15 protein-coding genes are annotated in these 12,372 nt (G+C 41.1%); 12 read left to right on the plus strand and 3 right to left on the minus strand.

Annotation, left to right across the window (positions count from 1 at the left end):
• Window positions 1-34 precede the first annotated feature (34 nt).
• From BKL49_RS00575 to BKL49_RS00595, 5 genes are all read left to right on the plus strand, one after another.
• Window positions 35-1,087 carry a rod shape-determining protein gene (locus BKL49_RS00575; protein ID WP_077422706.1) on the plus strand — a complete coding sequence of 351 codons (1,053 nt, stop codon included), beginning with the start codon at window positions 35-37 and terminating at the stop codon, window positions 1,085-1,087.
• Window positions 1,088-1,152: 65 nt separating this feature from the next.
• Window positions 1,153-2,208 carry a rod shape-determining protein MreC gene (gene mreC / locus BKL49_RS00580; RefSeq protein WP_077422707.1) on the plus strand — a complete coding sequence of 352 codons (1,056 nt, stop codon included), beginning with the start codon at window positions 1,153-1,155 and terminating at the stop codon, window positions 2,206-2,208.
• Complete coding sequence (gene mreD / locus BKL49_RS00585; RefSeq protein WP_077422708.1) at window positions 2,208-2,696, plus strand: rod shape-determining protein MreD; 489 nt, start codon at window positions 2,208-2,210, stop codon at window positions 2,694-2,696. Before mreC ends, mreD begins: the two co-directional genes overlap by 1 nt.
• A 99-nt stretch (window positions 2,697-2,795) precedes the next feature.
• A complete protein-coding gene (locus BKL49_RS00590; protein WP_077422709.1) occupies window positions 2,796-3,377 on the plus strand; it encodes a rhomboid family intramembrane serine protease in 582 nt (193 codons plus the stop codon).
• A gap of 25 nt (window positions 3,378-3,402) precedes the next feature.
• A complete protein-coding gene (locus BKL49_RS00595) occupies window positions 3,403-4,158 on the plus strand; it encodes a DeoR/GlpR family transcriptional regulator (RefSeq protein ID WP_077422710.1) in 756 nt (251 codons plus the stop codon).
• Between the two features lie 31 nt (window positions 4,159-4,189).
• Here BKL49_RS00595 and dsbB read toward each other — a convergent pair whose 3' ends face one another.
• A complete protein-coding gene (gene dsbB, locus BKL49_RS00600; RefSeq protein WP_077422711.1) occupies window positions 4,190-4,723 on the minus strand; it encodes a disulfide bond formation protein DsbB in 534 nt (177 codons plus the stop codon).
• Window positions 4,724-4,732: 9 nt separating this feature from the next.
• Window positions 4,733-6,271 carry a Na(+)/H(+) antiporter NhaB gene (nhaB, locus tag BKL49_RS00605; RefSeq protein ID WP_077422712.1) on the minus strand — a complete coding sequence of 513 codons (1,539 nt, stop codon included), beginning with the start codon at window positions 6,269-6,271 and terminating at the stop codon, window positions 4,733-4,735.
• Between the two features lie 131 nt (window positions 6,272-6,402).
• Here nhaB and fadR point away from each other — a divergent pair, with 131 nt between their 5' ends.
• The 6 genes from fadR (at window position 6,403) to ruvX (ending at window position 10,664) form a co-directional block, all read left to right on the plus strand.
• Window positions 6,403-7,128 (plus strand): fatty acid metabolism transcriptional regulator FadR, encoded by a 726-nt coding sequence (gene fadR / locus BKL49_RS00610; RefSeq protein WP_077422713.1) that lies wholly within the window; start codon window positions 6,403-6,405, stop codon window positions 7,126-7,128.
• Between the two features lie 31 nt (window positions 7,129-7,159).
• A complete protein-coding gene (locus BKL49_RS00615) occupies window positions 7,160-8,068 on the plus strand; it encodes an ABC transporter ATP-binding protein (protein ID WP_077422714.1) in 909 nt (302 codons plus the stop codon).
• 1 nt (window position 8,069) lies between these two features.
• On the plus strand, window positions 8,070-8,831 hold the full coding sequence (locus BKL49_RS00620; RefSeq protein ID WP_077422715.1) for an ABC transporter permease: 762 nt from the start codon (window positions 8,070-8,072) through the stop codon (window positions 8,829-8,831).
• Window positions 8,832-8,947: 116 nt separating this feature from the next.
• Window positions 8,948-9,685, plus strand: a complete 738-nt coding sequence (rsmE, locus tag BKL49_RS00625; RefSeq protein ID WP_077422716.1) for a 16S rRNA (uracil(1498)-N(3))-methyltransferase — start codon at window positions 8,948-8,950, stop codon at window positions 9,683-9,685.
• Entirely contained in the window at window positions 9,682-10,242 is a 561-nt protein-coding gene (locus BKL49_RS00630) for a YqgE/AlgH family protein (RefSeq protein WP_077422767.1), read from the plus strand. Before rsmE ends, BKL49_RS00630 begins: the two co-directional genes overlap by 4 nt.
• Entirely contained in the window at window positions 10,242-10,664 is a 423-nt protein-coding gene (ruvX, locus tag BKL49_RS00635) for a Holliday junction resolvase RuvX (protein ID WP_077422717.1), read from the plus strand. Before BKL49_RS00630 ends, ruvX begins: the two co-directional genes overlap by 1 nt.
• A gap of 56 nt (window positions 10,665-10,720) precedes the next feature.
• On the opposite strand, the gene ung is transcribed toward ruvX, so the two are convergent.
• Window positions 10,721-11,380 carry a uracil-DNA glycosylase gene (gene ung, locus BKL49_RS00640; RefSeq protein WP_077422718.1) on the minus strand — a complete coding sequence of 220 codons (660 nt, stop codon included), beginning with the start codon at window positions 11,378-11,380 and terminating at the stop codon, window positions 10,721-10,723.
• Window positions 11,381-11,651: 271 nt separating this feature from the next.
• Here ung and grcA point away from each other — a divergent pair, with 271 nt between their 5' ends.
• The gene (grcA, locus tag BKL49_RS00645; RefSeq protein WP_077422719.1) at window positions 11,652-12,035 is read left to right on the plus strand and encodes an autonomous glycyl radical cofactor GrcA; all 384 of its coding nucleotides are present in this window, start codon (window positions 11,652-11,654) and stop codon (window positions 12,033-12,035) included.
• Window positions 12,036-12,372 lie beyond the last annotated feature (337 nt).

The following is a 12,372-nucleotide window of genomic DNA, read 5'->3' on the forward strand; positions in this document are numbered from 1 at the left end:
GATTTTTTACTCAATTCAAATTAACGGAATGACTATGTTATTTAAAAAAGTACGCGGTTTATTTTCAAACGATCTTTCCATTGACTTAGGGACGGCAAATACGCTGATTTATGTGAAAGGACAAGGCATTGTACTTGATGAGCCTTCAGTGGTGGCAATTCGTCAAGATCGTATGGGGGCATACAAAAGTATTGCCGCAGTAGGAAAAGAAGCCAAGCAAATGTTGGGGCGTACGCCAAAAAGCATTGTGGCGATTCGTCCGATGAAAGATGGGGTGATTGCGGATTTTTCCGTCACAGAAAAAATGTTGCAATATTTCATCAAGCAGGTTCACAGTGGCAACTTTATGCGTCCAAGTCCACGTGTGTTGGTTTGTGTGCCGGCAGGGGCAACCCAAGTAGAACGCCGTGCAATTAGAGAATCGGCATTAGGTGCCGGTGCGCGTGAAGTGTATTTAATTGAAGAACCAATGGCGGCGGCTATTGGTGCAAACTTGCCTGTTTCCACGGCGATTGGTTCAATGGTTATCGATATTGGTGGCGGTACGACCGAAGTTGCCGTGATCTCTTTAAATGGTATTGTGTATTCTTCTTCCGTGCGTATCGGTGGCGACCGTTTTGATGAAGCCATTATTTCTTATGTACGCCGCACCTTTGGTTCTGTCATTGGTGAGCCGACTGCCGAACGTATCAAACACGAAATCGGTACGGCTTATATTCAAGACGGTGATGACATCTTAGAAATGGAAGTGCACGGTCACAATCTTGCAGAAGGTGCGCCACGTTCATTTAAACTCACTTCCCGCGATGTGTTAGAAGCCCTCCAACAGCCGTTAAATGGCATTGTTGCAGCAGTTCGTACCGCATTAGAAGAATGTCAACCGGAACACGCCGCCGATATTTTTGAACGGGGTATGGTGCTAACCGGTGGCGGTGCGTTATTGCGTAATATTGATATTTTACTTTCAAAAGAATGTGGCGTACCGGTAATCGTGGCGGAAGAACCGCTTACTTGTGTCGCTCGTGGTGGTGGTGAGGCACTGGATATGATTGATATGCACGGTGGTGATGTTTTTAGTGACGAATAATTTATCATCAATAAAAGTGCGGTTGATTTTGACCGCACTTTTATTTTGAGCATTTAGGAATCCGAATGAAACCGATTTTTGGTAAAGCGCCTCCCTTAGGTATTCGCCTTATTTTAGCGGTGATTGCATCCGTCACCTTGATTTTGGTTGACGCGCAAAATTCGATGAACAAAGCCCGTAGCATAATGGAAACCGCAGTAGGTGGTTTGTATTATTTGGCAAATAGTCCACGTACCGTATTAGATGGTGTTTCAGAGAATCTGGTGGATACCAACAAATTACAAATTGAAAATAAAGTATTGCGTGAACAGTTACGTGAAAAAAATGCAGATTTATTATTATTGGATCAACTGAAAGTTGAAAATCAACGTTTACGTTTATTGCTAAACTCGCCATTACGCACCGATGAATACAAAAAAATCGCTGAAGTATTAACCGCTGAAACCGATGTGTATCGCCAACAAATTATTATCAACCAAGGAGAAAAAGACGGTGCTTATGTGGGGCAACCGGTGATTGATGAAAAAGGCGTAATTGGACAAATTATTTCAGTGGGGGCGGATACCAGTCGGGTGTTATTGCTCACTGATGTTACCCACGCGATCCCAGTGCAGGTACTTCGTAATGATGTGCGGGTGATTGCCAGCGGTACGGGACATTCCGATGAACTAACGCTTGATAACGTACCGCGTTCGGTGGATATTGAAAAAGGCGATTTATTGGTTACTTCCGGCTTGGGTGGTCGTTTTATGGAAGGTTATCCGGTGGCGGTGGTGCAAAGCGTATCCCGTGATGGGGCTAATTATTTTGCGACCGTTAAAGCCAAGCCCTTGGCTTCCTTAGAACGATTACGTTATGTCCTTCTGCTTTGGCCGGGCAATATTGATCTCTCAAAAGTGAAATCAAGATCACCGGAAGAAGTGCGTGAATTAGTGCAAAAACGCTTAGAAAGCCAAGCCAACGAAAGCAAAAATCGGGTGCATAAAGCAAAAATAATCACCGATGAACAAGAACCAATAACGGACAATTCAAAAGAAATGGGTGAGCCTGAAATCCCAACCGAACCACCACAAGATGAACCGGTTTCACCGGAACAATTAGAACCAAGGGAGGAAGATTAATGCAAATACGCTTAATTTTACAATGGGCGACAATCTTCTTGTTTTTTATTGCCGCACTTGTTATGGAACTTGCACCTTGGCCGGTTGGCTTTCAAGCCTTTAAACCCTCTTGGTTGATTCTAGTTTTACTTTACTGGACACTCGCTATTCCAAACAAGGTGAATATTGGCTTTGCCTTTTTACTGGGGATCATTTGGGGCTTAGTCTTGGGGGCAACCCTTGGCGTTCACGCCCTTGTGTTATCGGTCGCATTTTATTTTATTGCCAAAAATCATTTGGTATTGCGCAATCTTTCTCTCTGGTTTCAAAGTTTATTGGTCATTCTTTTTGTGTTTATCATTCGCTTTGCGATTTTTCTTGTCGAATTATTTCTCCATAGTGCCACCTTTAATTGGCAAGAAATTTTCGGCGCGATAGCTTCCGGCATATTATGGCCTTGGGTGTTTTTACTGATGCGTAAAATTCGCCGCCGTGTTGGATTACATTAAATAGATTAGGATTTCACTTTTTCTGTAAGTGGTTGGTGCGATCTCAAAGTCATAGCGATTAAATAAAGTGCCATTTCGATATTCGTAAAGTTTTATATGATGAAAAATTTAAACTTCTCCCGTTATTTCACGCCTTTATATCTCATTACCGTGATTTGTATTGTGATCTATATCTTGCAACAGCTCGGGGTTGAAGAACCGATTATGATGGCATTTCACTACCCTATTGATCCCCGCCAAAATTGGCAACTCTGGCGTTATGTCACTCACGCGTTTGTGCATTTATCAAATGTGCATATTATTGCGAATTTATCTTGGTTTTGGCTGTTCGGCGGCGTGATTGAACGCTACTTTGGCGGTGTTAAACTTTTCTTATTGGTTATGGTTTCAGCCATCATCAGTGGCGTTGTACAAAACTATTTTTCCGGCCCTGATTTTTTTGGCTTATCCGGTGTCGTGTATGCCGTTTTAGTCTATGTATTTGTGGTCGATAAACTCAATGCCAATCTTTTTGATTTACCCAAAGGCTTTTTCACAATGTTATTGATGGGATTGGCATTTGGATTTATCAGTCCTTTGTTTGGTATTTATCTCGGCAATGCAGCCCATATTTCAGGTTTAGTGGTGGGATTAGTTTGGGGTTTTATTGATAGTAGAATTTATTTGCGCCGAACTGCGTAAAAATGAGAAATAAAAGGATAAATTAATGAAACAATCCATTCGCCATCAGAAGATTATCGAATTAGTCGCTCAATATGGGTATTTAAGCACGGAAGATTTGGTCGCTCAGCTTGAAGTCAGTCCACAAACCATTCGCCGTGATTTGAATATTTTGGCGGAATTAGATCTTATCCGCCGTCATCACGGTGGGGCGGCATTCCCTTCTTCAGTGGAAAATTCAGACTATATTGACCGAAAACAATTCTTTTCTTCGCAAAAAAATCGTATTGCACGTGAAGTCGCCAAACTGATTCCAAATGGTTCATCGTTATTTATCGACATAGGCACAACACCGGAAGCGGTGGCAATTGCCCTGCTTGAGCATAAATATTTACGTATCGTCACCAATAACCTGAATGCGGCACATTTACTACGGCAAAATGAAAGTTTTGACATTACGATGGCAGGCGGTTCATTGCGTAAAGATGGCGGCATTATTGGCGAAGCCACGGTGAGTTTTATTTCGCAATTTCGTTTGGATTTTGGCATTTTGGGTATCAGTGCCATTGATTCGGATGGCTCGTTGCTTGACTACGATTATCACGAAGTGCAGGTAAAACGTGCCATTATTGAAAGTTCCCGCCAAACTTTATTGGTCACCGACCATTCCAAATTTACCCGCCAAGCCATTGTTCGTTTAGGGGAATTAAACGATGTGGAATATTTATTTACCGATAAAATTCCCCCTTCAATTAGCCAATACTTACAAAATGCAAAAACAAAATTAGTGGTGTGCGAGTAAAAAGTGCGGTCAATTTTGACCGCACTTTTTCTTAGTTAAACAATCTTCTCTGATTTCTACGTTTTTTCAGTTGTGAAATTAATATTATTGCCAATGCAATCACATAGATCGCAAAAATAAAGACTAACCATTGTACCATTGTGATGCCGAATAGCGACCATTGACTGTTATCACAAGAACCTGTTGGGTTAAACAGGATTGGGAACCATTGGTGGAAAGGGAGGGTTTCCGGAAAATCGGGAAGAAATTCACATTGTTTCCAAGGGGCGGGATTCATTTGTAAATCAAGATGACGGAGAGAAATCATCAAGCCCTTTACTGCACTAAATAGCCCCAAACCAATAGCGATTAAACGCACAATAAGTGATCGAGGCGCAAGAAAACCGATAATGCCCGCAATAAATAAACCAACCATTGCCAAACGTTCGTATACACAAAGTACGCAGGGTTGTAATCCCATTCCGTATTGGAAGTAAAGTGCGGTCAATTCTAAGGCTAAACTTGAAAAAGCAAGCAATAACCAAGCCGAACGTTTTTCTGAAAACTGTTTAAATAATGCGAGCATTTGTTCTCCTTAAATTGGCATAATTAAGCCTAAATTGGCAAGCCAAACGGTGGCTGCCGGTAAAATGTATTCAATCGCAAATAAGCCGACCAAGGATAACACGATCGTATAAGGCAACGCCATATAAACCATTCGTCCATAAGAAAGGCGGATTAATGGCGCAAGCGAAGAGGTTAATAAAAACAGGAATGCAGCCTGTCCATTTGGCGTAGCGACAGAAGGAAGATTTGTACCGGTGTTGATTGCCACAGAAAGCAACTCAAATTGGTGAGGCGCAATCACGCCATTGGTGAGTGCCGATTTGGCTTCATTAATGTAAACCGTTGCCACGAATACGTTATCGGAAATAGAGGAAAGCAAGCCGTTAAACACATAAAAAAGAACAAGCTGTACACTTTCACTGGCGGATAATACGTAGTGAATAATTGGGGAAAATAATTTTTGGTCGATAATCACTGCCACAACGGTGAAAAAGACGACAAGCAATGCGGTAAAAGGTAAGGATTCTTGGAAAGCCCTGCCGATTGCGTGTTCGCTGGTAATACCGGAAAAAGTGGTGGCGAGGATAATAACGGTTAAGCCGATCAAACCCACTGCGGCTAAGTGAAAGGCAAGTGCCAATACCAACCAGATTGCAATAATGGCTTGTGCGCCAAGTTTAAGTTTGTCTTGTTTAGACATTTTTTGCGAATTGCTGCGATCTAAAGAAGCGAGGGTGTACCAGACTTTCTGTGGTAATTTTTCGCCATAGCCGAAAATTTTGAATTTTTCAACTAAATAACAGGTGATTAAACCACAAAAGAAAACAGGAATGGTTACCGGCGCCATTCGGAAGAAAAATTCAATAAAATCCCATTTGGCTTGTTCCGCAATAATTAAATTTTGCGGTTCGCCTACCATTGTCATCACACCGCCCAGTGCTGTTCCCACACCGGCGTGCATCATTAAACTGCGTAAAAATGCACGAAATTTTTCTAAGGTTTCACGGTTTTTCACTTTTTCATCGTCTGAAATATCAACCGCATCTTGCAAGTTTTTGCCCGAGGCGACTTTGTGATATACGCCGTAAAATCCCATTGCGACACTAATGATCACGGCAACCACCGTCAGGGCATCCAGGAAAGCGGATAAAAATGCGGCACTGAAACAGAAGGCAAGGGAAAGGGTGATTTTCGAGCGAATATTTACCAATAATTTAGTAAAGACAAACAGCAGTAATTGTTTCATAAAGAAAATGCCCGCCACCATAAACATTAAAAGCAGAATAACTTCAAAATTAGCCATAATTTCTGCTTTCACGTGTTCCGGATGTGTCATTCCTATAACAATCGCTTCAATAGCAAGCAAGCCACCGGGTTGTAGTGGATAGCATTTTAACGCCATCGCAAGGGTAAAAATAAATTCTGCAACAAGAATCCAACCGGCAAGAAAGGGGCTGATACAAAAGAAAATAATAGGGTTAATGATAAGAAAAATTATCACCGCCAATTTATACCAGTCCGGACTTGGGCCGAGAAAGTTTTTCATAAAGGCTTGAGCGTAAGTCATAAATTACTCCTGTTTTTTATAGTGCCGTCATTGTAATATAGAGTGCTTTAAAGGATAATACCGAAGATAAAAATTTACCTATATAAATTACATTTTTTTGATCTTGTTAGCTTTTTCTAACACTATTTATTATGAATATGGAAAGACCCCTTTTAAAAGCAAAAAGTCCGGCAGCCCTTGCTGAAGAATATTTGGTAAAAAGTATTTGGAATGATGTTTTTCCTGCAGGTTCTACTTTACCTTCCGAACGTGATCTCGCCGATAAAATCGGTGTAACCCGCACAACACTGCGTGAAGTATTACAACGCTTGGCTCGTGATGGCTGGCTCACCATTCAACACGGCAAACCGACCCAAGTAAATAATATTTGGGATACGGCAAGTCCGAGCATTATCGAAACCTTAATTACATTAGATCACAAGGCTGCGCCTTTGATTATTGATAATATGTTGTCGTTACGCAGTAAAATGTCCGAATCTTATATTTATGAAGCGGTCAAAAATTCCCCTCAACAATCGGCAATGTTATTTGATGAATTGATAACATTAGAAAATACCGCAGAAGATTACACGGAGTTCGATTATCGTGTGTTTCGCCAATTTACGGTTGTTGCCAATAAACCTTTTTATCGTTTGATTTTTAATAGTTTAAAAGGGGTTTATCAAAAAATTGCTTTACTCTTCTTTAGCCACGAAAAACATCGTGCAATCACCAAGCAATTCTATTTGGAAATGCAACAAATTTGCCAAGAAGGCAATGCAGATGCGGTGGTAGATTGTATTCGTAAACATCGTGCAAATTCTGCGACCTATTGGCAAACTATATTGGAATGTTTACCGCAGGATTTTTCCGACTAAATTTTATTTCAATCAATAAAATGCAATTTTTATGTATGCTTTAGAAATTCGTCATCTCATCAAAACCTATGCCGGAGGCGTTCAGGCGGTAAAAGGCATTGATCTTACCGTTGAACAAGGCGATTTTTATGCACTGCTTGGACACAACGGTGCAGGCAAATCGACAACCATCGGCATTATTAGCTCGCTGGTGAATAAAACCGCCGGTACGGTTAAAGTGTTCGGTTATGATTTAGATACACAAAAGACTTTGCTTAAACAGCAAATTGGGTTGGTTCCGCAAGAGTTTAATTTCAACCAGTTTGAGAAAGTGATCGATGTATTGACCGAGCAAGCCGGTTTTTATGGTATTCCCCTAAAAGAAGCATTAAAACGGGCAGAAATTTGGTTAAAAAGATTGGAACTATGGGAAAAACGTACACATCTCACCCGTGAACTTTCCGGTGGAATGAAACGCCGTGTAATGATTGCCCGCGCCTTAATGCATAACCCGAAATTATTGATTTTGGATGAGCCTACCGCCGGCGTGGATATTGAACTTCGCCGTTCCCTTTGGGATTTTTTGCGTGAATTAAATGCACGGGGAACGACCATTATTCTAACCACCCATTATTTGGAAGAAGCGGAAAATCTCTGCCGTAATATCGGCATTATTCAACAGGGAAAATTGATTGAAAATACCTCAATGAAATCCCTTTTGGCAAAGCTGGAAACAGAGGTTTTTGTTTTGGATTTACAAAATGTGCCACAAACCAAATCGCTTGTGATCGCGCATTATCCGTATCAATGGGTGGATGAAAATACCTTAGAAGTGGAAGTGCAACGCTCACAAGGTTTAACCAATTTGTTTGCCCAGCTCACCGCACAAAATATTGAGGTATTGAGTATGCGCAACAAATCCAATCGTTTAGAAGAACTTTTCCTTAAAATGGCGAATTAATATGAATTTTATCGGATTTTTTACACTGGCAATGAAAGAATCCAAACGCGTTATTCGCATTTGGAAACAAACCCTTGTGCCACCGGTGATTACCACCACTCTTTATTTTCTGATTTTTGGACGACTTATCGGCGGACGTATCGGTGATATGCAGGGGGTCAGCTATATGCAATTTATCGCACCGGGGCTTGTTATGATGACGGCAATCACTGCCTCTTATGTGAATACCGCCTCATCTTTTTTCCTGAGCAAATTCAACAAAACTTACGAAGAATTGTTGGTCGCCCCCCTTTCATCACATAACATTATCTGGGGCTATGTTGCCGGCAGTATGGTACGGGGCGTGTTGGCTGGTATTTTGGTGATGATGGTATCGTTGTTATTTATCACTTTTAATATTCACTCTTGGTTAATGATTTTTTGCACTTTACTGCTCACCACAATCAGTTTTGCCCTTGGCGGTTTAATTAATGCCATTTTTGCCAAAACCTTTGATGATGTGGGCTTAATCCCAACCTTCGTTTTAACACCGCTTACTTATTTAGGGGGCGTGTTTTATTCCATTTCACTTTTGCCCGATTTTTGGCAAGCCGTCTCGAAATTTAATCCCATTGTTTATATGATCAACGGCTTTCGTTATGGCTTTTTAGGCATTAGTGATGTGCCTGTGTTCTACACATTTTTAGTGTTAGGATCACTTGTGATGGTATTATATGCCTTCGCCTATTTATTAATCGAAAAAGGCATAGGCTTACGTTCTTAGCTTGGCGTAGGGACAACACACTGATGTCCCCACTTTTTCATTAAGCATTATACAATTTACATAATCCGCCAAAACGATCGAAAAATTGACCGCACTTTTAGCAAAATATCAACATTATGCGTATACCTCGAATTTATCACCCCGAATCCCTTGAGCACCAAACCCAATGTCAACTTTCTGATGAGGCTGCCAACCACGTTGGACGGGTATTGCGAATGACGGCAGGCGAACAAATTGAATTATTTGATGGCAGTAATCATATTTATCCTGCTCAAATTCTTGAGGCAGGCAAAAAAGCCGTAAAGGTTGAAATTCTGGGGCGTGAATTGTGCGACAAAGAATCGCCACTAAAAATTCATCTGGGGCAAGTGATTTCCCGTGGTGAGCGTATGGAATTTACTATTCAGAAATCTGTGGAACTCGGGGTGAATATTATTACTCCACTTTGGTCGGAACGTTGTGGCGTAAAACTGGATGGCGAGCGTATGGATAAAAAAATCCAACAGTGGCAAAAAATTGCCATTGCCGCTTGTGAGCAATGTGGGCGTAATATTGTGCCGGAAATCCGTCCGCTGATGAAATTACAGGATTGGTGTGCGGAAAATGACGGCGCATTGAAATTGAATTTGCACCCACGCGCCCAATATTCCATTAAAACCTTACCGACAATTCCCAAACAAGGCGTGCGATTATTGATTGGTTCGGAAGGAGGTTTATCGCCACAAGAAATTGCACAGACGGAACAACAGGGTTTTACCGAGATTTTATTAGGAAAGCGTGTACTGAGAACGGAAACCGCCTCATTGGCAGCCATCAGTGCATTACAAATTTGTTTTGGAGACTTAGGCGAATAATGGATTTACAAGGGCAATTTTTAATCGCAATGCCACATTTGAACGATTATTTTTACCGCACGGTGGTATTTGTTTGCGAGCATAATGAGCAGGGTTCAATGGGTGTGGTGATTAATCAACCCACCGATTTAAGCATTGCGGAGCTTTATTCCAAATTGAATTTTATGATGAAAAACGACCGCACTTTTGACGATACAATGGTGGTTGCCGGTGGGCCGGTTCACACTGAGCGTGGATTTATTATTCATAAAAAAACCGCCAATGATTTCCAACACAGTTATCCCATCACCGATGAACTTTCCCTTACCACTTCTGCCGATGTGGTGGATACTTTTGGTTCAATCCAAGCACCGGAGAAATATTTGGTGGCATTAGGTTGTGCAAGTTGGGCGGCAGGGCAGCTGGAAGAAGAAATTGCAGATAATGCATGGCTGGTTGTTCCCTCTGATGAAAAAATCTTATTTGATACCCCTTATGAAGATCGCTATCTTGCAGCCGGTCAATTATTGGGTATTCAACCGCATAATTTTGCAATGGCACAAGTGGGGCATAGCTAATGAGCTTTACCGCACTCGCCTTTGATTTTGGTACAAAAAGTATCGGATGTGCCGTAGGGCAAAACATTACAGCCACCGCTCAAGCCTTACCCGCCTTTAAAGCACAAGACGGTATTCCGAATTGGGACGCCATTGAAAAATGCTTAAAAGAATGGAAACCTGACGTTGTAGTTGTCGGCTTGCCTTTGAATATGGATGGCACAGAACAAGATCTCACCGCACGCGCCCGAACTTTCGCCAATCGCTTAAACGGACGGTTTGGCGTAAGAGTTGAATTACAGGACGAACGTTTAACTACCACCGCAGCCCGGAGCGAGATTTTTGATCGTGGTGGTTTTCGTGCCTTAAAAAAAGGCAAAGTGGACGGCATTTCCGCTTGCCTTATTTTAGAAAGTTGGTTTGAAAATAACGGAGATTTTTAAGCACAAAGTGCGGTTAAAAATTAGGTTGTTTTATTAGGCTTTTTACCTGCGACATTTTAAACCTGCCAATCAATCTCACGAATTCCGTGCCGCTGCAAATATTGGTTTGTTTGGGAAAAATGATGACAACCAAAGAAGCCACGATGTGCCGAGAGTGGGGACGGATGAGGGGCGGTGAGAACCAAGTGGCGATTGCGGTCAATCATTTGCCCTTTTTTCTGTGCGTGACTGCCCCAAAGTAAGAAAACGAGGTTTTCGCGATGTTCATTCAATGCCGCAATTACACGATCTGTAAACGTTTCCCAACCTAAATTGGCGTGAGAGTGGGCAAGTCCCCGTTCAACAGTTAAAACTGTGTTCAGTAATAGCACGCCTTGTTCCGCCCATTTCACTAAATAACCGTGAGAAGGCATTTGAAAGTCGGCAATATCCTGACTTAATTCTTTATACATATTGAGTAGAGAGGGGGGGATCGCGACTTCAGGTTTTACCGAAAAAGCAAGTCCGTGTGCTTGGTTTGGGCCGTGATAGGGATCTTGTCCTAAAATCACGACTTTTACCTCTTCAAACGCCGTATATTTAAAGGCATTAAATACATCTTGTTGAGGCGGATAGATAGTTTTTCCACTTTGGCGGGCAAGGTGAACCTGTTGTAGGGTATGTTGAAAATAAGGTTGTGATTTTTCCATACCGATGACATCCGTCCAAGTTTTCATAATAGGATTCCGTTTGAGAATAAAATGAAGGCATTATAAACGAAATGACATTGAGAGGGATGAATAAATTGTTAATATTTTGTAACAATATGGTTAATTAATTTTTTAATCAAAACTGGTTGATTATGAAGAAGTTAATCTAGATCAAAATATTAAAAAGAGTAATAAAAAAACAACTTGTTTTCCATCAAAATAATTTGAAGTATTAAAATTTTTTGATAAACTTTGCACAGTTTTTATGATTATACTCACGCCAAATTAGGAGGCTATTATGATTAAAGGTATTCAAATTACTCAAGCAGCGAATGACAACTTACTTAACTCATTCTGGTTATTAGACAGCGACACCAATGAAGCACGTTGTTTATGTGCAAAAGGTGAATTTGCTGAAGATCAAGTGGTTGCAGTAAGCGAATTAGGTCAAATCGAGTACCGTGAATTACCGGTAAACGTTGCGCCAACCGTAAAAGTTGAAGGCGGTCAACACTTAAATGTGAACGTATTACGCCGTGAAACCTTAGAAGATGCGGTAAACAATCCGGATAAATATCCGCAACTAACTATCCGTGTTTCAGGTTATGCCGTACGTTTCAACTCTTTAACACCGGAACAACAACGTGATGTCATCACCCGTACTTTCACTGAAAGCCTATAATTTCAGATTGAATAAAAGAAACCCCGATTTTATCGGGGTTTTGTATTTAATGTTCACTCTATTTCATCTAACAATGCAAAATCATTCAATTCAAAATTGAATATTTTGTTCTATTTCTGTTTTTAATAGCATTTTCTCTCTCCTCATAAAGTGTTTATTACTATCAAACGAAATCGTTTGATAGTAATAGATAGTTTTGTTGTTGAGAAATGCTTATCGCTTAGCAGGTGATATGTATGCTGTTTTCCCCTCTCTCCAAAAGTCTTCCTCCATTCACTTGGGCAGAGGTGGAAGCGTTGTTTGAAATATGAGTGGAAATTGACCGCACTTTCCTTTC

Origin of the sequence: Rodentibacter myodis, assembly GCF_001999305.1 — a bacterium.
GTDB lineage: Bacteria > Pseudomonadota > Gammaproteobacteria > Enterobacterales > Pasteurellaceae > Rodentibacter > Rodentibacter myodis.

What these genes read in the sequence shown, in the direction of transcription:
- BKL49_RS00575 (WP_077422706.1), top strand. Translation starts at nt 35, where the DNA reads ATGTTATTTAAAAAAGTACGCGGTTTATTTTCAAACGATCTTTCCATT.
- mreC (WP_077422707.1), top strand. Translation starts at nt 1,153, where the DNA reads ATGAAACCGATTTTTGGTAAAGCGCCTCCCTTAGGTATTCGCCTTATT.
- mreD (WP_077422708.1), top strand. Translation starts at nt 2,208, where the DNA reads ATGCAAATACGCTTAATTTTACAATGGGCGACAATCTTCTTGTTTTTT.
- BKL49_RS00590 (WP_077422709.1), top strand. Translation starts at nt 2,796, where the DNA reads ATGAAAAATTTAAACTTCTCCCGTTATTTCACGCCTTTATATCTCATT.
- BKL49_RS00595 (WP_077422710.1), top strand. Translation starts at nt 3,403, where the DNA reads ATGAAACAATCCATTCGCCATCAGAAGATTATCGAATTAGTCGCTCAA.
- dsbB (WP_077422711.1), bottom strand. Translation starts at nt 4,723, where the DNA reads ATGCTCGCATTATTTAAACAGTTTTCAGAAAAACGTTCGGCTTGGTTA.
- nhaB (WP_077422712.1), bottom strand. Translation starts at nt 6,271, where the DNA reads ATGACTTACGCTCAAGCCTTTATGAAAAACTTTCTCGGCCCAAGTCCG.
- fadR (WP_077422713.1), top strand. Translation starts at nt 6,403, where the DNA reads ATGAATATGGAAAGACCCCTTTTAAAAGCAAAAAGTCCGGCAGCCCTT.
- BKL49_RS00615 (WP_077422714.1), top strand. Translation starts at nt 7,160, where the DNA reads ATGTATGCTTTAGAAATTCGTCATCTCATCAAAACCTATGCCGGAGGC.
- BKL49_RS00620 (WP_077422715.1), top strand. Translation starts at nt 8,070, where the DNA reads ATGAATTTTATCGGATTTTTTACACTGGCAATGAAAGAATCCAAACGC.
- rsmE (WP_077422716.1), top strand. Translation starts at nt 8,948, where the DNA reads ATGCGTATACCTCGAATTTATCACCCCGAATCCCTTGAGCACCAAACC.
- ruvX (WP_077422717.1), top strand. Translation starts at nt 10,242, where the DNA reads ATGAGCTTTACCGCACTCGCCTTTGATTTTGGTACAAAAAGTATCGGA.
- ung (WP_077422718.1), bottom strand. Translation starts at nt 11,380, where the DNA reads ATGAAAACTTGGACGGATGTCATCGGTATGGAAAAATCACAACCTTAT.
- grcA (WP_077422719.1), top strand. Translation starts at nt 11,652, where the DNA reads ATGATTAAAGGTATTCAAATTACTCAAGCAGCGAATGACAACTTACTT.